Annotated in this window: 1 protein-coding gene and 1 pseudogene; both read right to left on the reverse strand. The window is 46.2% G+C overall.

The genetic code is table 11. The features are described from left to right. Nucleotides 1-243: 243 nt before the first annotated feature. Nucleotides 244-7074: pseudogene (locus tag CHX35_RS17960) on the reverse strand (SDR family NAD(P)-dependent oxidoreductase); the annotation flags it as partial. After that, on the reverse strand, nt 7055-24688 hold the full coding sequence (locus CHX35_RS02925; protein ID WP_091833670.1) for a PfaD family polyunsaturated fatty acid/polyketide biosynthesis protein: 17634 nt from the start codon (nt 24686-24688) through the stop codon (nt 7055-7057). The gene CHX35_RS02925 and the pseudogene CHX35_RS17960, both read right to left, overlap by 20 nt. Nucleotides 24689-24692 lie beyond the last annotated feature (4 nt).

Genomic DNA, 24692 nt, shown 5'->3' on the forward strand with positions numbered 1-24692 from the left:
TTTTCCTCTAACCGACGAAATTGTTCTGCTGCCTCATCGTGACTCAGTGTACCCTCTTTGATTTTTTGCACCAACGACTGTAGTTCGTTACGCATGCCGCCCCTCCTCCACAATCCCGCTCCGTAGCAACTTGCCAACATCCTCTGCTGAAAGTTCCCCGCGTTCCACTTGTTCTACCAGCTTTTTATAGAATCGATGCGATGAATTCGTTTCTTGAACATGTTTAAAGGCCTGAGGTTCCTTTTGCCCGACCTCACGAACGGAAAGTCCACGGAATTGCACCTGGACCAAACCCCTTTCATCGCATAGGTCGATATGCAGCTTCCGTGTTCGGTCCTGGCCATGACTTTCCTCGTCTAACCGTACCCATGCCCACATCGAAGAGGGACACGTTCCTCCAATCATTCGCACTTCATCCAATGAACTTGGCAAGGACATTGAAAAATCGCTGTCAAGATCCGCTAAGCCAAGAGAGGCTTGGAGAGCCGAATCGACCATACCCGGATCAAGCATATAACCCTCCGTTGTATCCACAAAGGATGGCAAGGATAGCTTCGCAAGCACCTGACCTCTTCCTACATAGATCTGCTCAATTCCTTGATAACTGGGACCGTACTCCATCTTCATTCGCTTAAATTGCTCGTAACATTGGTGTCCAGAAAGAACCCTTTGATTGCATGCCAATTGAAGGGAAGATAGATTCAATACATTCTTCTCTTGCTCATCTTCAATTAACGCTACAGTCCCCTTGCTATACAGCCTTCTTTCTTCCCTACTTTTCTCATTGGACGGGCGATAGATCTCAAAGGTTACCGTTCCATCTTGATTCCGTGACAACCCGATATCCACTTGAAGCTGCCCTTCTGTGGGGGTGGCTGGATGGTACCAAGCCATATTTTTCACATGTATCGGTGCCTCACCCAGCTCTCTCCCAACAACCTGGGAAAAAGCCGCTCGCACCATCTCCAATTGTGCGGCACCCGATAACACCCTTTTTCCATTGATGACATGATCAGCCAAGACGGTTTGCCTCTCTGTCAAATACGAGCGAAAACGAAATCCTAAGAAATCAGAAAGGTTTTGATGAAGGAGTGGGTGAATCATGGTCGTCGTTGGGTTCTTCTCTCCCAACGGCTGATCTAACCAATGGTGTTCCTCTGCAAAGGGATAGGTTGGTAAGTTCATTCGATAGGGTTTTTGGTGTGGATATAGCGCTTGCCAATCGACAGCAACCCCCATCGTCCATACCTCTGCCAACTTCTCGAGATTTTTAGTTTGTAACCAGGCTTGTAGTTGCGCCGACGCGCCCTCATCCAACTCATACAATTGCGCGCTACTTTTCTTTGCTTTGCCAATATATTGCTTAGTCGAAGCACGCTGTTCGATAAAGTTTGTCAGCTGTTGATGGACATCCAACAACGAGGTGGCAATCAATGCCAATCGATAATCAAGCGCCGCCCGACCCACCTGCAACGTATAGGCAACATCCAGTAGGTTAACATCCGTATTCGACCCTAACCAGTTTTTCATCCTTAGGGCGATCAACTTTAATTGATCTTCACTATTGGCAGACAGCACAAACAGCCCAGGGTGCTCCGCATTGATTTGAGGCACACCCGGTTCCTTCCCAGCCTGCGGTTGATACTCTTCAATCACTAGATGCGCATTCGTCCCACTATAACCAAAGGAACTAATACAACTGCGGCGTGGGGTATTTGCTGCCGTTGGTTGCCATGTTTGTAAGTTTGTATTGACATAAAAGGGTGAATCTGAAAAGTTAAAATGTTCATTGGGCTGATGATAATGAATCGATGGAACCAATTGTTGATGCTGAAGGCTAAGGAGGATCTTTTGCATTCCCGCTACACCCGCAGCAGCGGATGTATGTCCGATATTACTCTTTACAGACCCAATCGCGCAGTATTGTTTCGCAGTAGTATCCTCTTTAAAAACCTTTGCAAGCGCTTCTAACTCAATGGGATCTCCTAGCTTGGTTCCTGTCCCATGCATCTCTGCATAGCTAATCGTTTCTGCATCAATCCCGTAACGTTCGTAAATCCCACGGGCAAGATCGATTTGACTTTGTATATTGGGAGCGGTGATGCCATTGGTTTTTCCATCCTGGTTAATGCCCGAGCCAACGATGAGTCCATAAATGGTATCATGATCTGCCTCAGCATCTTCTAACCGCTTTAAGACTAAGGCACCCGCTCCTTCACCAGGAACAAATCCGTCCGCCTGATTATCAAAGCTTTTACAACGTCCCTCATGGGACAACATGTTTGCTGCACACATATCGATATAGCTATCCGGTGTTAGATATAGCGTGACACCACCAATCAAGCCCATATCAATCTCTTTATTGATTAGCGCCTGACAAGCAAGATGCGTAGCGACTAAGGAGGAGGAACAGGCTGTATCAATGGAGATCCCTGGCCCCTTTAAATTTAGAAAATATGCAATCCTAGCTGCTGCAATTGCCGAGCTATTTCCTGTGGTGCTAGCAACCCCCCCTTGACTTTCTTTCGCCATTCGACTGTATTCATTGCCCATGATTCCTAAGTAAACTCCACACTTTCGATTGGAGAGAGCTTCTGGGCTATAACCAGCATCCTCAAAGGCATGATAGGCTTCTTGTAAAAAGATTCGTTGCTGAGGGTCAATCCACTCGGCTTCATTTGGTGAGATATTAAAGAACAGAGGATCAAAGGATGCAATATCCTCCAATGCTCCAAGTGATTGACAATACATCTTCCCTTTTTTCCCCGGTTGTGGATCATAGTATTGATCCACATCCCAACGCTCCTTTGGTATCTTTCCGACAGCATCGTGCCCCTGGGCTAAATGATCCCAATACGCATCTAAATTTCGGGCACCTGGATACCGTCCGGACATCCCTACGATTGCAATCACGTCACGTTTTGTACCTGCTGGCGCTTGTTTCTTATTTAGTGGGACACTTTTATCCGTCTGTGTCCCATCTTCATTCGACACACGCTCTTCTTGCTCATTCACTTCAAATGGCGGACAAGGCTTTGCATATGCATCTTCCCTCGGGAGCTCTTCTACGAATGGCATGTTCACCTCATCAGTAGTCGCCTCCATTTGATTAAAAGGTGGAGCATCGATTTTATCCAGCTCTTTTTGTAACATTCGCGCAAACTCACGTACACTTGGATATTCATAAATGACTGTGGCGACGAGGGAAGTCCCGTACGTCTTATTCAGATCACGCAGCCACTCAACACCCACAATCGAATCCATACCCAAATCAATAAATTGTTGATCGAGATCAATCTCGCTTTGCTCCAAGTAGAGGGCTTCACTCAAACTGATGGTTAATGTTTTTTGTATCTCTACTAGGGATATCCTAGGATTCCTTTTTTCAAGTAGTTGGAGATGGGAATGCTGTGCCGATACCGATATCGGTAACCTTTGCTCTTGCACCGACTCCCCTTCATTGGTAGACAAGCGAATGCGTGGCGTGTCCTTCCCGTTCATCGAAGTAAGGGTTCGGCCACTCTTTAACGTGGCATTTACAGACGGTCCCTGTTCAGTTGATACGCCTTCAGCAGAAAGTGGCGTAAGAGAAATTCCACCTCGCTTGTTAGAAGGGTTCTCCTCTGTTCTTGGTGGAACAATGATCGCGTGATCGACAGGTTTTTTTGAACGCGATATCCAATAGGACTTGGTGGCAAAGGGATAGGTTGGCAGACTAATTCGACCCGGTTTTTTATTGCTATACAGCCCATCCCAATCAATACGGAGTCCTCTTACCCAACTTTCTAACAGCTTGTGATACTTGCCCTTCTTCATCCAAGCGTTTATGGTTTGCTCCATATCCTCATCATCTGAAAAGACATGGAGTGCATCTTGATGCATTTTGACCTGTCCAACATGGATACCCTCCGAAGGCTCATCGCCGTCAATAAATCCTTGGAGTTTCTCCACCCACTCTTGGATCGATTCGACTCGCATTGCAAGACGCTCCTCCATCGCTTCGCGTCCCACCTGCAGGGTATAAGCGACTGCAGACAAATCTTCCTCTGTGATGGCTCCCTCTCGGATTGCTTCTAATAAACGTGCCGCTTGTGCCCGAAGCTGCTCCCTATTTTTGGCGGATAACACCATTAATAAAAACGGAACTTCTGGCTTCCCATTCGAATGAGGATGATTGTGAAGATCTCCGATATATTCTTCAATTAAAAGATGGGCATTTGACCCCCCTGCTCCAAAGGAAGAGAGACCTGCCAGCCGAGGATGTTCCCCAGTCACCCCGTCATGCTCAAGGATCGGGCGTTTCCAATCAGCAAGCTCCTGCTGTACAACAAAGGGCGTACTGGTAAAGTCGATATGGGCGTTGAGCACCTTTGAATGTAGAGATGGAGCTAGTTTCTGATGCTTTAACTGTAAAAGGATTTTCGTCAAACCGGCTATCCCTGCTGAACTTTCTCCATGTCCAATATTGGACTTTACTGATCCAATCGCACAAAAGCCATTATCCTGAGTAAAGGAACGGAAAGCTTTCGTTAGACCAGTAATTTCAATGGGATCTCCTAAGGAGGTCCCTGTTCCATGGGCTTCAATATAGCTGATCCTTCGTGGGTCAGTTCCGCTCTGATTCAGTGCTCGTCCGATCACCTCTGCTTGGGCGTTTGGGTTTGGCACGGTATACCCGTTCGTTTTTCCACCATGATTAATGGTACTTTCTTTAATGACTCCATAAATGTGATCCCCGTCATGAATTGCCTGGGTTAACGGTTTGAGTAAAACGGCCCCGACTCCTTCACCGGGTACATAACCATCTCCACCCTCACCAAAACTTTCACAACGTCCCTTGCTCGAAGCAAATTTACTCTGTTCCAATGCAAGGTATTTATTCGGATGAATAGAGACATTGACTCCACCAGCAATCGCCAGCTCGCAATTACCCTGCTGGATACTCTGGCATGCCAAATGGATGGCCGTTAGTGAGGAGGAACACATGGTGTCAATCGCCATACTCGGACCATGAAAATCAAAAAAATAGGAGACTCGATTCGCCACCGAAGATGGATTGCCGGATAATGCAATCCTTTGCCCCTTTGATTGCTCCTCTGCTCCATACAACTGATACTCCTCATACATCACTCCGACATACACACCCACACTTCCTTGGCCTCCACTGCCCTGATAGGAGGCGAGCGTATCCCGGGTATAGCCCGCATCTTCGATAGTTTCATAGACACATTGCAAGAATAGCCGTTCCTGCGGATCCATCAATTCTGCATCACGTGGTGAAATATGAAAGAAGAGAGGATCAAATTGATCCACTCCCTCTAAAAAGCCCCCCCACTTACTGTCGGTATATTGTGATGAATCCCAGCGTTCCGATGGAATTTCAGTGATGCAATCCTTTCCTTCGGAAAGGTTATGCCAAAACTCCCGTACATTATTGGCTCCTGGATAGCGACCAGCGAGTCCAATAATGGCGATTGCTTCGTTCCTACCTCCTTCGACCCGCACATGCTCGACACGTTTCTCTTTTGCCGGCTGCTCCTTCACTTGATTCGACGGATGTGTCATCGTTGATTCCTGAAGGATTGAGGCAGGTTCTTGAAGTTGAATCGCAATCGGATCGGGTGCTGCCCATTTATCTACGATGGTTTTCCGATGCACTTCCATAAGATAGTTACTTACTTCATCCAGGTTCTTATACTCGAAAAACAAAGTTTTCGATAACGTACCAAAGGTCTCTTCTAATCGATTGGTTAACTTCATCACCATGATCGAGTCCATGCCAACCTCTTGGAAATTCATTTTAGGGCGAATGCGTTCAATGGGTAATTTCGTAACCTTCGACAACATGCCTTTTAAAAAAGCGAGCAATTTATCGTAAAGGAAAGAGTCCTCTTTATCCTTGGATCCATCAATATCATGGTTGGTCTCTTCCTTCAAAGACCGTTCGTGAGTCACGAAGTTATGGTGCAATCGCTCGACATTCCCTTCCATCACCGCTACGGAATCCTCCCCTGATGCAAGGCTCCGATATAAAGCCTCGATTCCAGAGGCAGTCTCCATCGCAACCATCCCGGATTGCACTTCCATCCACTCTTCCTTTTCTGGGTCGACTCCCATGCCTCCCCCTCGCCATAATGGCCAATTAATCGAGAGCGTCCGCCCTTTCCGTTCGTTACGAGCGACCAAGGCATTTCGATGTTGTGCATAAGCATCCATAAAGGCGTTGGCAGTCGCATAATCGACCTGACCCACATTGCCAAAGCTACCTGCGGTAGAAGAGAAAAGGATGAAAAAATCCAAGTCAAACTCCCGGCTGGCTTGATCCAAATGAATCAAGCCGGTCACCTTCGGAGCTAAGACATCCAAAAACTGTTCCTTTGTTTTCTTGATAATAAAATTATCGTGAAGAACACCTGCACTGTGAATCATGCCATGGATACCACCAAACTCTTCCTTTGCATACGTGAAGAAGTTTACGACGGCCTGTTCATCCCTGATATCCACCTGTTGATATACCACTCGGACTCCTCGATCTTCGAGCTCTTTACATTTTTCTTTCTTCTCTTCATCCAAAGGAGATCGGCCAATAAGAAGAAGGACACCCTCTTTCACCTGACGAGCAATCTCTTGGGCGAAGAGAAAACCCAACCCTCCTACACCTCCAACGATGCAGTAGACTCCACCATCCTTCCAAGGAATGGATATCTCCTCAGGTGAAGATACTTCCATCTCACTCCACCCTGCAACATAGCGACGATGATTCTCATAACGAATCCAATGATCCTCTGGATGATGCCGATTCTCCTCTAACTTCGCCTCAATTTCTTGCTGGCGATCCTCGGGATTCACTTCAATAACCTGACCGATAAACTGGGGATTTTCCAATTGTGTAGTTTTTAACAACGCCGACAAGGCGGCATACAGCCACCTGTCGGATTGATAGGGAACGACTAATTGAACAAGCACCTTCCCCTTTGGTTTCTCATGCAAAATCCGTTGGACTTCTTCAAATACTTGCACTGCGTAAGATTGAAATTGGGCTCCCGTGTTCTTTTCATTCGTTTCGGAAAGCAAGATTGTGCACCTCCTTCAGACCGTCTTTAGTCGTCTGTAGCTTTATGTCGGATCCACATACAATCACACGACGCTCAACAAAATGGTGGGCTTTCGTTGGTGGTGTTAGAGGTCGTTCTTGCCAACTCGGTTTGAGCATCAGCGTCCCAGAAGGGGACCTCTTTGTCTGTTCTTTTCCATTACCCACTTCCCGAAGGGAAAATCCCTTCATTCGCACACATACTTTTCCACGAGAATCACACACATCCATATCCAATTTCATGGGACCTTCCGCCGCATCACAGATTCGCATCCATGCCCAGACGGGTGACCCAATTGGACAGGCTTCGATCACATTTAATTCATCCAGTGAAAAGGGCAAGAATGTCTCACCCTTCTCTTTGCCTAAATGTAATCCAATGGATGCTTGTAGAGCTGAATCGATTAAGCCAGGATGTAGCACATAACGCCCCCCATCATCCTTATCCATCGATGCCCCATCCAATTGAAGCTTCGCAAGAACCTGATTTTCCCCGGTGTAAAGTTCTTGGATTCCTTGATAACCCACACCATACTCCATCCCGATATCCCTAAAGCTTTCGTAACATTCCACCCCCGATAACCTCTTCTGATCACATTGTTTACGGAGGGTGTCCAAGTTGATCTCTTGGGGTTGCGGTTTAGCTTGAACGACAGCGATTCCTTGACAATGCACCACCGCATCCCTTTGTCCACCTATTGGCCTACTATCGATTTGAAAAGCCAGTCCATCATGATCCCTTGGCAATAACCTCACCATTACCTCAATGGCTTCCTCACTTTCAAAGGCAAGCGGCTGGATCCACACCATATTTTTGAGTTGAATACCATTCGCATCCGTATCCAGAGGACTTACGGCTTGGAGCACCGCTTCGCGAATCATCTCAAGATAAACTGATCCTGATAAGGTCTTCTTCCCCTTTACAACATGATCCGTCAGGAAAAATTCCTCTCCTGTCATTGTGGTTCGATAGCGTTGTTCCTTGAGGGTGGAAATATTTTGATGAAGGAGTGGATGAAGAACATGGACTCCATCACCACCACTTGCTGGGACCCTCGGGACCTGGGCTAACCAGAAGCGCTCTCTTGCAAATGGATAAGTGGGTAGGCTAATCCGACGTGGATTTTTGTCGGAATAAAGCATCTCCCAATCAATACCAAGCCCCTCCGTCCATGCCTGAGCAATGAGAGTTAGTTTTTTCTCTCGAAGCCAATGCGTTAACTGGGATTCCTTTTCCACTTGATCCGCGACGATTGCCATCCCGTTACGATTTCGATTCACTTGACCCACAAACCCCGCCTTAATCGACCCATTATCGATAAAATCACTTAACGCTTGGTACATCTCTTCACGCGATGTGGCTACCCATGCCAATCGACAATCCATTTCATCTCGACCGATCTGCAATGTATATGCCAAATCCATTCGATTGACGTTTGCCTGATTGGAAATCCAATCCTTTAGCTGTATTGCATAGATCCGCAATTGATCATGACTTTGGGCAGACAGTGTAAAAAGAAAGGGTTCACCCTTTTGGCTAGCGAGCCTTTCCTTTTCTTCCTTTAACGTTGGTTGATACTCTTCGATCACCAGATGGGCATTGGTACCGCTGTATCCAAAGGAGCTAATGCAAGTACGACGAGGTTCATCATGATGGGTTTCCCAAGGTTTTAATTGGTCGTTAATATAAAATGGCGAATGTTCAAAATCAAAATGCTCATTTGCACGATTGACGTGTAACGTAGGGACCAAGTGTTGATGTTTCAAAGATAATAGTACCTTTTGGACACTGGCCACCCCTGCAGCAGCTGAGGTATGCCCAATATTACTCTTGACCGAACCAATGGCACAAAAGTTCTTCTTACTTGTCCCTTTTTGAAAAGATCGGGAAAGGGCCTCTAATTCAATCGGATCACCTAATTTGGTGCCGGTTCCATGTAATTCCGCATAGCTGATCCTTTCAGGATCAATTTGATATCGCTCATAGACCTCCTGGATCAATTCCATCTGGCTATTCATGCTGGGGGCAGTAATCCCATTCGTTTTCCCATCTTGATTAATACCTGAGCCAATGATTACACCATAGATGTGATCCTGATCCGCTTCAGCATCTTCCAATCGCTTTAAAAGAAGAGTCCCTACCCCTTCCCCTGGGACAAAACCATTTGCATGGTTGTCAAAGGCTTTGCATTGACCATCGGGTGATAACATTCCTGCTGCGCACATATCCACATATCCCTCAGGACTGAGATACAATGTAACACCACCCACTAGCGCCATATCGATTTCATGATTCCGTAGCGCCTGACTCGCTAGATGTGTTGCCACCAAAGAGGAGGAACATGCTGTATCGATCGAAATCGCAGGTCCCTTTAAATTGAGAAAGTAGGGAATACGAGCCGAAGCAATCGCATAACTATTGCCCGTTGTATTGGCAATACCTGCTTCGCTTTGTGTGACCATCTTGCCGTATTCATGATTCATCATCCCAAGATAGACTCCACACTTCTCATTATCGAGGGATTGGGGACGATAACCTGCATCCTCAAATGTTTTGTAAGCTTCTTCTAGAAAAATACGATGTTGGGGATCCATCACTTCCGCTTCACTTGGGGAAATGTTAAAAAACAATGGATCGAAACAATCGATATCATCTAACATCCCCATCCACTTACAGTTGATTTTCCCTTGTTGAAAAGGACGTTCATCATAATAGGTATCGACATCCCATCGTTCTTTTGGGATTTCTCGGACCGAATTTTTTCCTCTCGCAAGGTTTCGCCAATACTGATCGAGATGGCTTGCACCTGGATATCGACCCGACATCCCTACAATCGCAATCGCTCCCTGACGCTCCGTTGATCGGGTTGAAGGTTCTACAGAAGTCGGATGATCTTTCCTATCGATAACCGGAACCTGGTTTAAACCATTTCTATCTGATCCGGTCGACATGGAAGAGCGAACCCTCTGATTTGTCTTCCCAGGATGGACAAATCCTCTCTCTTCAAAGCGTTGGCGAAGATCATCTACCAACTCACGCAACGTCGAAAAGTCATAGATGGTAGTTGCCGCCAACGAAATCCCATACCTCTTATTGATTGAACGGATCCATTCTACCCCGACGATCGAGTCCATACCCATATCCACAAACTTAGAATCCACATCGATATCATCCACTTCTGTAAATAGCGCCTCAGATAGACTTTGAAACAATTCTTCCAGCAGTTCCTCTGTAGCGATTGAGATGGGCGGCACTTCTCCATCCGGAACCGAATGGGGGGAAGGTTCAGACGATGTTGCCCTTTTTTCCCCTTGGTTCAACTCATTTGCTATATATTCAGCGAGCTGGCGTAGTGTCGAGTAATCGTAAATCGCCGTTGCCATTAATGAAACACCAAAGATTTTGTTAATGGAACGAATCCACTCTACCCCAACGATTGAATCCATCCCCATGTCCACAAACTTGGTATCCACATCGATATCATCCACTTCTGTAAATAACGCCTCTGCCAAGCTTGCCCCAAGGGATTCCATTAAAGAAACCCGTGTTGCTTCCGAATCAACCTTCGAAGAGACCGACTTGATAGGACCTTCGATGGGGTTTAGCGTCACCGTTACATTGCGATCTGTAGGATTTTCTTCCTTTCCATGCTGTGGAGCATCCGATTTGTTCGATAAGGTACTTAACGAAATTCCCCGTGGTTTTTCAATGACCACTGGCGATGAGGTAACCGGAAGGGTAGTGACTGGAACGGGTTCTTGGGAACCTCCTTTAAAAGAGAGGCTCAAGTCCCCTTCCACTTTCATTTTGGTTCGATCCATGCCAGCATTCCCTATCTCTTCCGTACTTTCTTCTACCCAACACCGTCTTTTGGCGAAGGGATAGGTTGGCAAATGGATTTTTCTGGGTCGAAATTCCGAATACATCCCATTCCAATTCACGTCCAATCCATTTACCCAAAGCTGGGCAACCTTTACGAATTTTCTTTGCTTCATCCACACTTCAAGTAACTGCTTGGCTTCTCCATCGGTTTCGAAGAGAGCCCTTAGGTCGTTATTCTTGTTCGCCTCAGGAATCAGCGCTTGGGAAGTCGCCTGATTATTAATAAACGCATCCAATTCCTGCAACAAATCCTCCTTCGATTCAACCACAATCGCCAATCGCTCACTCATCGCCGTTCGGCCCAATTGCAATGTGTATGCCACATCTTCCAATTCAAGGGTTGGATTTTCCGCTAGCCAATTTCTCATCGAATCGGCATACATTTTTAATTGTTCCTTGGATTTCGCCGATAAAACAAAGAGAACCGATTCCTGGATCCTTTTTTCAGGGGGCGCCTTTGGTACATACTCTTCAATGACCAAATGGGCATTGGTTCCACTAAAACCAAAAGAGCTAACCCCTGCACATCGTGGAACTCCAGGATGGATGTTCCACGGACGCAACTCAGTATTGATATAAAAGGGGCTATCCGTTAAGGAAATATGCTCATTCAGCTTCGAAAAGTTAATCGTAGGCGGTAGCATCCGGTGCTTCAGGGCCAAAACGGACTTCAATACACCAGCAATCCCTGCCGCCGTCAATAAATGACCGATATTGCTTTTTACGGACCCGAGTGCACAGTAGTTTGTCTTGTCCGTATAGTGCTTAAAAGCTTCTGTGAGTGCCTCCACTTCAATCGGATCACCTAATTTCGTCCCTGTCCCATGGGCTTCAATCATCGTGATTTTTTCAGGATCAATTCCAAACCGATCATATACCTCATGTTGCAGAAGATCACGCTGGGAATTGGCACTTGGGGCCATCATTCCGTTTGTCTTCCCATCCTGATTGACACCCCAACCCCGGATCACTCCATAAATCGGATCTTCATCTTTGACCGCATCGGATAGACGCTTTAAGAGAAGTACCCCTACTCCTTCACCAGGAACAAACCCATTTGCTCGGTCATCAAAGGTATAACAGCGACCATCCTCTGACAACATTCCGCCTTTACTTGTCATGATGTGAAGAGAGGGACCCTCTAACACATGAACGCCACCTGCCAATGCTTGATCACAATTGTGTAACAGCAAGCTGTTGCAAGCTTGTGCAATGGCAACCAATGAAGAAGAGCAAGCCGTCTCAATTGCCATACTGGGCCCTTTTAGGTTTAACCAATAGGAAATTCGAGCAGCGAGAACGGAGGTTGTCTCTCCCATTAAGCCCAGTGTATTTAATTTTTGCTTGCTAACGCGCTTCCCATAATCCCCGGTTGAACAGCCTGCAAACACACCCACTCGTTCTCCAGACAAAGAGGTAGGATCCATCCCTGCATCCTCTATAGCCGTCCAGCAACTTTCTAAAAACAGCCGCTGTTGCGGATCCATTACTTCCGCTTCTGCAGGGGTGATTTTGAAAAACATTGGATCGAATTGATCAACATCCTCCAATACACCCATCCATTTGCAGTGTGACTTCGCCAGGGTCTCCGGATCCGGATCGTAGTATTGATCCACAGACCAACGCGATGCAGGAACTTCTGAGATACAGTCTCTTCCTTCCTCAAGATTGCGCCAAAACTCCTCGAGATTTTTCGCATGAGGAAACTGTCCAGATATTCCGATGATCGCAATTGCCGAGTCATCTTCTCTCTTCCATGGATGTTCCTTTGTTGCACAGACCTGCTTCTGCGTAATGAGATCAGCAGATGATACCAATCGGGTCTGGGCATATTGGCAAGCATTCACCATCAAGAACTCAGCGATTTCATGAACATGGCGATTGCGCCAATTTTCATAGGGTGTTCCCTTGACCCACTGGTTAAAGGCACCCATCGCCGGTCCACAGAAAATGCGGAAGTTATCAATCTCTGACAAGTCACCCTCTTGCGTGACATGACCACAATGGGCAAAATACCATTTAAAGATCAGCGCCATCTTTACGCGCGGATTTCGCTTGGCTTCGATAATCTGCTCGGGATTATGCTGATTCTTATATCGACAGACTAAATCCCATACCTCATTCATCCTTCGCTTGAAGTAGTTTTTCTCAAGGTCCACCGTCACGGACTGCGGAATATCCTCGATGGAATGGTACTGTTTATAGAGTTGATATAACGTTTTCGCTCGTATTTCATGACGACTATTTTTCTTCACAACTTGTACTTTGGCTCCAATTTCAAACATATCACCTGCGATGGTGAGGGCGGTATCGTGTATTTTCACATCACTCAAGATGTCCTTAACGACATCATGTGCACCGCTTTCAACCGTGCATTGATTGATCGAACCTGTGAAAATAAAGTCAGCTCCTAGTGTAAAGACAGAAACCACAGCCTCCGGTGTTCCAATACCCCCACCGCAGCCAATCATAATTTCTTCTTCATAACCATATTGACTCATCATTTCATCCCTTAACGCATTCATCGCAGGAAGAAGTGTCACATTGACGCCTTGATCCGTATGCCCCCCCGAATTAGCTTCAACAGCCAGATCATCTACGATGGGAATCCGTTGGGATAACTTTGCCTCTTCCTCCGTAATCCACCCTGATTCAAGTAAGCTTTGCACTAGATCAACGGGTGGAGGTGAAAAGAAGCGTTGCGCTACTTCGATACGTGAACATTTTGCGATTAAGCGCCGCGGTACGATAATACGACCATTTTGCTGGGTAATTCCTTTTATTCGGCTATACACCAATGCCTCTGTGATCGAAGCAAATGCTGCCACCTCAATAACAGGTACATCGTATTTTACAAATAACTTCGCTTGTCTCATCTCTTCTGCTGGATTATGCACATTCGCGATCAGACACACTCCATAGGGTTGTCCTGGAAGTAACTGTGATTGAATGCGCTGAATGGATGCTTCAATTTGCTCCGTACGAAACCCTGCACTCCCAAAAACACTGAGTAATTTAGCTTGTCCCATGGTCACAACTAATTGCTCAGAGGCAACTCCTTGTCCCATTGAACCGGCATAGTAATTCCACTTGCATCGATAACGTTCTCGAAATAGCGCGTTACCAAGATCCTCTGGCTGAGAAAAACAGACGGGTTTCTCTTTGACGATAGCCCCTTTGCTTTGTGTCTCCAATAAATCCTCATCACGATCCGGCATCAATTCCAACGGAGTAACCGTAATGGGTTGTCGCTGCTCGCTCTGATTCATCTCTTCACTCACATAGAGAACAAATTGACGCAACGTTGGATAATCATAAATCTTGGTCGCGGTAATCGAGGTACCGTACTGCTGATTTATCGACTTGATCCATTCCACTCCGATGATTGAATCAAGTCCTAACTCAACAAAATGGGTATCCAGATCCATATCACTTTGTTTCATATACAAAGCATCTGCTAGACTGATCGCTAACTCCTTTTCCAATGTTTTTACATCCATCTTGGCTGGCTCCTCAGGATGCGAAGTCAAAAGTACCCCTTCCGGAGCAACCGGTGCGGATGAGCCCTTCGCCATGACCGGTTTTAAAGGGATCGCTGGGGTTTCACTCTGATTTTCCCCTTTGATTTGCTGACGGATATAGTGAACGAATTCTCGCAACGTGGGGTAATCATAAATTTTGGTCGCCGGTATGGATGTGCCATGTTCCTTATTAATTGTCTTAATCCATTCGACGCCAATAATCGAGTCAAGCCCCATGTCAACAAAGTTCGTATCAAGATCAATTTCACTTTCTTCCACATACAAAGCGTCTGCTAGATTCTTTCTCAGCCCATCCGTTAATTGTTTAGAATGAACATCCATTTCACCCGTTGTAGGCGCTTGCTCCTCTAACACTTGTTCATTCGAATTCCCTTGTAATCGAATGGTTTGTGGGGGCGTGGACTTCACTAACGGTGCATTCGCATCCGTTAGAACAGGTAATACAATTTTGTTTGCTTGTTTCGATGGGGCTTCCGGTGTTAATTCCACATTCGGTGGAACAACTTGTGCTCTGATAGCGATTGTCGATTCACTGACTCGATGATCTAATGTGGGATTCTCCTTTTTCTGCACCCAATAATGATCCCCGGCAAAGGGATACGTGGGTAGGTGAACACGCACACTTGCCATTCCTGTAAAAAGTCGATCGCCATCAATGACATAACCCTGACAATATAAATCAGCGAGTGCCGCCATGGTTTCGCGATAGGTTGACGAATCCGTTTGAAGCAGGAGAGTTTTCCCTACTAATTCCTCTGCAAAGAGCTCCATCACTTTCGATCCTGCAAAATCACGATCAACAATGCCCTTGAACAAGTGTGGCCATTTCTCGTTATTTACAACCTGTTGTAACGCAAGAACCGCTTCTTCCCAGTTATGCACAACAACCGCACAACGATAACGAAAATGATGTCGCCCCTGTAGCAAGGTGTAACTGAGGTCTGTCAACGGAAGATCACGGGTTTGCTGTAAAAAGGCGAGCAGGTCATGGATCTTCGCCTGTAGTGCCTCTTCCGTCTGTGCCGATAACGCTAGCATATGGCATGGAGGGGAAGGGTTATGCTGAAGGTTGGTTGATGGATAACTTTCCACAACCATATGGGCATTGGTACCACTCATGCCAAAGGAACTAACCGCCCCGCAACGCTTTTGCCCTGTCGTATCGGGCCATGCCTTCGCTGTTTTATTCACGTAGAAGGGACTATCCTTCCATTGAATAAAAGGATTCTCCTCTTCACAATGAAGGCTTGCCGGGATCGTGCCATGACGCATCGCCTGGACAAGGCTGATCAGACTAACCAGACCCGATGCTGCGAAGGTATGTCCCACATTGCTTTTCACGGAAGTTAATGCACAAAATTCCGTCTCATCCGTACGGCTTTTAAAGGCTTGGGTTAACGCATTCACTTCTACCGGATCGCCTAGTTTTGTTCCGGTCCCATGTGCCACCACATAGTGAATCGACTCGGGGTTTACCTGGAACTGGTCATAAACGTGCTTGATTAACTCCGTCTGGGCTGCCCCATTGGGTGCGGTAATACCATTGGTTTTGCCATCATAGTTGATCCCGCTGCCCCGGATCACTGCATGAATGGGATCCTTGTCCATCATGGCTTTGGACAGCGGCTTTAACACCACCGCGGTAACCGCTTCCCCTGGCACCATCCCGTTGGCGCGTTTATCAAAGGCATAGCAGAACCCATCTTCCGAGAACATTCCCGCTTGATCAATTCCTTCTAATGTCTCTGTGGATAGAATCAGGTTGACTCCTGCAGCAATCGCGGTTTCACATTCCCCGTTTCGTAAGCTCTGACACGCTTGATGAGCCGCCACCAATCCAGAGGAACACGCTGTATCGATGGAGAGAACAGGTCCCGATAAGTTAAGGAAATAAGCTAACCGCGCTGCCAAAATCGCATCATTGTTCGCGGTAATACTCCCCTCATCCTTAACCAACTTTTGATAGTCCCCCTGTTCAACACCGACAAACATGCCGATGCGACCCTTCTCAATCTGCGTCGATCCGATACCCGCATCTTCTAAGGCGTTCCAGGATTCCTGGAGTAGCAATCGTTGCCGAGGGTCCATCGTGATGGCTTCCTTTGGCGAAATCCCGAAGAACATCGGATCAAATTCAGCCACTTCGGGAATCCAGCCACCCTTCCAGCGACGCTGTTTTTCCTCTGGAAAGCGAGTCGTAGGGTGATCCGTTACCAGGTTTCGCCCCTCAGCGAGATGAGTCCACAATTCATCAATGTTGCGCGCCCCAGGGAAACGCCCACTCATCCCGATAATCGCTATCGGTTCAGGAACGCGTACACGATCCTCATACTTATCTTCCGATGATTGAGTGGACCATGCTGAATGGTGTGCCTCATACGGAGCTTTTTCTTCAATGGACTGTTGAACAAGTGGACCCCTCGATGAAGCCAGAGAATCTTGTTCAACCTTCGAAGAAACGTGTGGCTCGATCGCCTCACCATATAACATCGCAACGGCATCTGCATGTGCTGTAAGTAAATAAGACGTCACTTGAGCGAGCGAGGTATGTTCATAAAACACTGCCGGGGTAATCTCGATGGCGAAATGATCGGCAAGCTGTTCTGCAAAAGCCATTAAACTGAGAGAATCAAAACCGAACTCAGTCAGATTCACCCTACGATCAAGCCTCTCTCGCCCTACTTTTAAAAGACGACTTACCTGATCAGTGATAACCCATTCCACACACTGTTCTGTACTCCATCCCTTCATTTCTGGTGTACGCCCCGCCCCTGGAAGCCGCTTACAATGCTCTTCGGTAATAGCAGGTGCTTCTTCGGGGAGAAGGGATTCTTCTTGATCGAGTCCTAAAAAGCGGTATACACGATGCGGTTGGCCAACCAAAACCAGGGGTGCCTCCTCGGAAGCAGCGATGAACTGTTCAAAGAAAGCAAGTCCATCCTCTGCCTCTAAAAACCGCTGTCCACTTGCCTGAAGATACATCGAGTCGTTATCATGTCCCATGCGACCCTCTCGCCATAGGGGCCACTGAACCGCAACGGTTTTCCCTCGTCGCTCTCCACTCGCACACTTCTCATTTCTCTCGTTTGCAAACGCCGTAAGGAAGCAATTGCCCATTGCATAATCGCCACTTCCAAAATCTCCGAGAATTGCAGAGGAAGATGAGAAGAGGCAGAAAAAATCAAGGGCTTCCTCAGCCAATAGGGCATCGACAATCTGAGTCCCCTGGATTTTGGGGTCAAGTACCTGATGATACTCCGCCTTCGTTTTTTCACTGAGCACCTGTTTCCCAAGCACACCCGCGGCATGAATCACACCATGGATTGAACCCAACTCCTGACGTGCCTTAACCAAACCCGTGCGCATCCCTTCGATGTCACACACATCCGCTTGAAAATAGTGCACATGGCTGCCCAACGCTTCCAGAGACCCTAAACGTTCCTGCATCTCTTTCGTGAGCGCAGTACGACCCGTAAGTATCAGGTTGGCCTTGTAATTTTTCGCTAGATAGTGGGCGAACAGCCACCCTAGACCGCCGCCACCCCCCGTAATTAGGTAGGTCCCTCTTTTTTTCAGCAGGCTCTTCTGCACAGGTACTTCCAACTGGGAGATCCGGCGTACATATCGAGTACCCCTAGAATAAAGAACACTTTTTCCGCTTGGGTTAATCAGCTCCTGCCACACACGCGGAACCCACTCATTCATATCGACATGAGATAACGGAGATGTAGTCGATTCACCGATCAGTAGACTCATATGGGTTTTTGGGAGCACCATCTGAAGCGATCGCTCCAAACCGATCCAGGATTCCAGATAAGTCTGCTCACTCCGTTGCGTAAAAGCGCCTGCCAAAAGGAGACGCTTCGGCCGTACCCCCGCAGCAATCATGCCCTGAAACCATGCAAGCAGGGTATCATAATCCTTGACTCGTTTTTTCTCCTCCAGCGGCCATAAATAAGCGATTGCATCGATCTCTCCATTGGCCTCTTGAATTCTTTCAAAAACAGCCTGATAACTAGGAGCCTCCCCACCGTCAACATCATAGACCGAGGAATCGAGTGCTCGATTTTCGCTATGACCCCCTTTTGCTATAAATACCACACTCGTCTCAGGGGATAATGCTTGAATCCCTTGTCGCAGGGCTTCTTGTTGCTCTGCATTTGAGAGGAAACAAACGAGCTTCTGAGGGTAAGCACTCTCTCCCACGATGTCCGTCAACTGTTCTTTCCATTTTTCTGCAAAAACCATTTTCTTAACTGAATGATCCTTCGTGAAGTCAGTTCGAGTGGAGGAGTTCTCCATTAATGAAGCAGGTTTGGAGTCAATTGAACCGATGGGAGATATGGATACGACCGTCTCGTTTCCTTGAGGGAATTCAACGGATGAGATCCCATCCGGCTGATGAATCGGTTTCCCCTCTACCCAATAACGCTCCTTTGCAAAGGGATACGTTGGTAGGGGCATTCTTGAGTATCCTTTATCAGCAAACAAGTTCCCATAGGATAGCTCAACCCCTTGCACGTAAAGATCCGCGATTGCGGACAATTGTTCCCGATACTCTTCCGCATTCTGTAAGGTTTGACAATCATCAATCCATTGATTGCCATACCGCTTTAAGGATGGACGCTTGCTTAAGGGATTTCCGATGCTATCCGCCACAAAAACCTGGGATGCCTCTCCCTTTTTCAACCACGTCATTAATTGCGATACAAGGCTTTGGATATTTTCTGTTACACAGGCTAAACGCTCCTTCATATGCTTACGACCCAGCATCAAGGTAAAGCTCATATTGCCAAGATCCGCACTTGGATTCTTTTTACAAAAAGTGATTAACTGTTTTGCCTGTTGTCGCAACTGTTCAGATGTTTGTGCGGATAATGGGATGAAATACACGGGTTTCTCTGGTGATTTTTTCTGTTGCGTGGGAGCTTCTTCGATGACCATGTGTGCATTGGTTCCACTGGCTCCAAAAGCACTTAATGCTGCCAATCGTTTTTCTCCTGGAGCAGTTTCCCAGGACTTTAAGCGGGTATTGACATAGAAAGGACTTCCTTCCATATGGATATTCTCATTTCCTGACTCAAAATGAAGAGCAGGAGGAATTTGCCTATATTTTAAGGACAACAGGACCTTAATCAGGCCAGTAATCCCTGCAGCAATTTGCGTATGTCCAAGGTTTGTCTTAATGGACCCGATTGCACAATACCCTTCCTGATCGGTATCCTGACGAAATGCCCGACTCAGCGCATGAAATTCAATAGGGTCTCCAAGCTTTGTCCCGGTCCCATGAGCCTCTACCATCTGAATATCTGCGGCATCGATACCAAATTTCTCGTAGATTTTCCTTATCAATCGCTCCTGGGAACGAAGACTGGGAGCGGTGATCCCATTCGTCGTTCCATCCTGGTTAATTCCGGAGCCTTTGATCACACCATAGATATGATCGTGATCCCTTACGGCATCCGACAATCGTTTAAGCACGACCACTCCCGCCGCTTCCCCTGGCACCATCCCATCGGCACGTTCATCAAAGGTATAACAACGCCCCGAAGGCGACAGCATCCCTGCTCGATCGGCCCCTTGATAAAAATCAGGGGTCGATTGAATAAAAATCCCACCTGCTAGGGCCATATCTGTTTCCTTCATCCATAAGCCCTGACAGGCTAGATGAACCGCTACTAACGAACTCGAACAAGCACTATCTACCGAAATAGCGGGTCCCTGTAAATCCAAGTGGTACGCGATGCGGGCAGGAATTAAAGAGACCAGATTCCCCCAGAAAGATTGAGGGGGTGCTTGATCATCAATCAATTGTTGATAATTTCCTTGATCACACCCTACATAGACGCCACAATCGCGCCCCTTTGCTCCTGTTGCGTACCCAGCATCCTCTAATGCTTTCCATGACTCCTCAAGAAAAATCCGTTGTTGCGGATCCATGTATTCCGCTTCGGTGCCTGAGATATTAAAAAAGAGTGGATCAAACTGATCAATTCGCTCTAGCAAACTTCCATGTTTACAATAAGGTTGATTATTATCGTAATACTTTGATAAATCCCACCGTGTAACCTTTTCAACCAAATCCCTACCATTTTCTAAGTGCTCCCATAACTCATCCACATTGTTTGATTGTGCAAATCGACCACTCATGCCAATAATCGCAATCGGTTCGGAGGCTAACGATTGCAGATCCCTTTTAGAATCTTCTACGGGAACAGGTTGGCCAATCGCCTTCTGATCCCCGTGTTCATCAGTTCTTGACGATGCCAGCAAGCGGTTATTTTCCCCAACAACCACGGCGATTTCATCTGGATATTCGCATAGGATGTAAGCAGCCAGTTGTTGAACCGAACTATAGTCAAAAAGAATGATGGTTTCCATATTGACTTGGAACCTCTCATTCAGGCTACGTACCAATCTGACTCCGGTAATCGAATCCACTCCAAAATCGCGGAAAGATGATTCCTCATCAACCATCTCTTTGGCTACATTTAATGCTTTGGACAACTCAGCAACGATCTCACCTTTCACGTAATCCAAGGTTTCTGAATCTCGATCATCCCCAGCGGTTCTCCCATGATGGCTTATTGATACGATTTGCTGATCGACTTCTTTGTCCAATGTTCCTTTAGTCGGTTGCAAAATGTGTTGAATCACACCATCACTCTCGGCTACGATAATCTGTTGTCCCCATGAATGGGTTTCTTCTACAGGGAAACCAACCGTGCTGAAACCTTTCTCATAAAGAACAGATTTCCATGAATGGGGAGAAAGTGCCGGACAACCTTCCCTCCGTAACTCAGGATCTTCGTACAGCCACCACCCCTCCAAAAGACCAAAGGTCAAATGAAGAAATAAGGAATTTCCACTGATCTCATTCAATAAAAGGAGTCCTTGATTCTTTAAAAGAGACTTGGCATGTTCCAGGGTGGTTCGCATGCTTTGGGTAGCATGCAATACATTCGTTGCAATAACGAAGTCAAATTTACCGATATCCATGCCTTGTTCGATCATTGGCTTTTCTATGTCCAATAGACGGTAGGTTACATAGGGATACTGGTTGCCAAATTTCTCCTCCGCATGCATGAGGAACGACTTTGAAAGATCCGTATAACAATATTCTTGAATCTGTTCTTGATAGGGTTGAAGCCGCTTCAATATCACCGCACTGGTTCCACCCGTACCTGCACCAATTTCAATGCAGCGAATTTTTGCAAAAGGATCTTGTTGCAGACGCTTCTCCACATCAGCCACTAACTGATCGGCAAGAACCTCATTAAAGTAATCGGCTACAGGATTCCCATTATAGATCCCCTCAACTAGCTCCATCGAAGAATTGGGAAACATCATATCCGTAGCCAACTTCTTACCCGTAATAATCTCAGGTAATTCTCGTAACATCGTCTCTGCTAGAATCGCCTGCGCTCTTGTATCCTGATCATTAAGCCAACGGACTTTGGATCGATCCCACTCCGCCCACAGCTCCTCTGGCTCAATGTGTTCATCGTTTTTGATCGCACACCATTCTCCATCCAAAGAAAGGTACTGATATTGTACTAAAAAACGAATCGTTTCCTTAAACCAACGAAAATATCTTTCCTTCACCCCTGATTGGTTGATCAACGTAGAAATTGGAGTCGGATTGGCGGTAAACATACCAACCGATTGTAGCTGTCCCCATAACAATTTACTGAATAATTCATCCATCTCTTTCACATGCAAGCCACGAGCAGACGTTACAGAAAAGGGGAGTGTCCTTCCCTTGGAACTCTGAGGTTTATCAAAAAGCCAATAGCTATCCCCACTGAATGGATAGGAAGGGAGCGGGACTTTTGAGCACTCCCCACGGCTAAATAAACTTCCCCAATCAAATTGATAGCCGTCATGATATAAATCCCTTATGTCATGCAACTTTTCTATAAAATCCTTTGTTGAACCCGTATGCGTAACTAATTGGTCTATGCAATGATCACCATATTGTTGAAGGGATCGCTCCCCATGCAACCGCTTATGGATCCCTTTCACCGGGACAACACCTTGACTTAAATAAACAATGAATTGCTCTTTTAACTCCTCAAAATCCCTTGCGACAAACGCACAACGAAGGGGAAAATGGCTTCTAGCTGTCAGCAATGTATACGAGACATCCTGTACCCTACTTTGTGCCGATTCCCTTTCTAACCATGTCGCCATATCGGATATTCTTTGTTGCAAACTCTCCTTCGTTTTTGCAGAGAAAGGAAACAAATATGCGGGGTAATCCAGCGGCTCCACTGAAGATCTTCTTACGGAGGACTCCTCGACAATCAGATGACAATTGGTCCCATTCGATCCTAGCGCGCTGATTCCCGCTCGTAAGGGAGCATGGTCTTGACTCTTCCAAGGGATCGGCTTTGTGGTGAGATAAAAGGGACTATTTTCTAAATGGATCATTTCACTAACATTTTTGACACTGATCGTCGGTGGAATTTCACGATATTTCATTGCCATCAATACCTTAAACAGACTTGCAATTCCCGCAGCCATTGCTGTATGGCCAATATTGGGCTTATGGGTGCCAATCGCGCAAAATTGCTTACGATCCGTCTGCATTTGAAAAGCTTCAATTAATGCCTTAACTTCCATCGAATCGCTTATTTTCGCACCCGTACCATGAGCTTCGATATAACTAATGGTCTCAGGGGATATCTGTGCATTTTTATAACACTCAGCAATCAATTCCTTTTGAGAAAGCATACTTGGAGAGGAGAAGCCATTGGTTTTGCCAGCTTGATTTACCGTAGAACCTTTAATCACTCCGTAGATATGGTCGTTATCTCTCAATGCCTCATCCAAGGATTTTAAGACAACAACCCCAACCGCTTCTCCCAATACCATCCCATTCGCACTTTCATCAAAGGTATGACACTTTCCATCGGGTGAGAGCAACCCCGCTTGTGAAGACATTTGCAAAAATTCTGGTGAGCTCATAACAAAAACACCACCAGCCAAGGCCATCTCAGATTCTCCTCGACGTATACTCTCACAGGCTAGATGGATGGCAACTAAGGAAGAGGAGCACGCTGTATCAATCGCAAGGCTTGGACCCCGTAAATTAAAAAAATACGAGATCCGTGACGCTAACGTCGACATCTCATTTCCAAGAAACGTATGGGGGGATTGCTCATGTTCTGACCCCCGCTGTCGATAATCCGAGGGACGGCCGCCCACAAAGACACCAACTTTTCTCCCGGATAGCTTTTCTCCTGCATAGCCCCCGTCCTCAACCGCTTTATATGCTTCTTCTAAAAATAATCGCTGTTGCGGATCCATCCCCTTCGCTTCTTCGGGAGGTATATGAAAAAAAGAGGCGTCAAATCGATCAATCTCTTTGAGCGCTCCCCCCCTACTCATTGATTGATTTTTTTCACCTGAGTCAAACCGGTCATATCGGCGGTTCTGCCATAATGTTCGATTAATTTCTTTTATGCTACACGTTCCAGACTGGAGGGTATGCCAAAATTCTTCAATGGTTTTTGATTCAGCTAATTTACCAGACACTCCAATAATAGCAATGTCTTTATTTTTATCCTTTATATCCGTCATCAGTGAAGGGGTTTGTTCTTGATTCATCCTTTCATCATTGATTTTAGAATGATTTATTGATTCAATATAAGTAACTAACTCTTTAATACTTCGGTAATCAAAAACGACTTCCACACCTAAATCCAAATTAAACTTTTCATTAATCGACTCGACCAAATCCACTGCCAACATTGAATTAATTCCTAATTCTAGAAAACTACTCTCCACATCCAACCGATCACTTTCGACTTGTAAAATATCAGCCGTTACCCTAATCACCGAGTATTCGATATTTTTGCGACGGCTATTTAAACCTTCATTCTTGTATTTGTCTGCCCCCTTCTCAACCTGTAGGAGCTCAGCAATATAGATGGCTAATCGAGTTGGATCCGGATAATCAAAAACCGCATCCACTCCAATATTCAACCCAAATTCATCGTTAATTTCCTCGATCAACTCAACTGAAAGTATCGAATTGATTCCCATATCCAAAAAGCTATGATCGGTATTGAGGGAATCTCTTTGCACCTTCAATAGATTCGCAACAATCAATTTTAATCGTGAGATGGTTCCCTGTAAAAAATCATGCCACTCTACTTTATTCATAGGA

It is taken from the genome of Marininema halotolerans (assembly GCF_900116235.1).
Classification (GTDB): Bacteria; Bacillota; Bacilli; order Thermoactinomycetales; family DSM-45169; genus Marininema; species Marininema halotolerans.

Bases quoted from the DNA above. Each gene is read 5' to 3' on its own strand.
- CHX35_RS02925 (WP_091833670.1), bottom strand. From the start codon at position 24,688: ATGAATAAAGTAGAGTGGCATGATTTTTTACAGGGAACCATCTCACGA.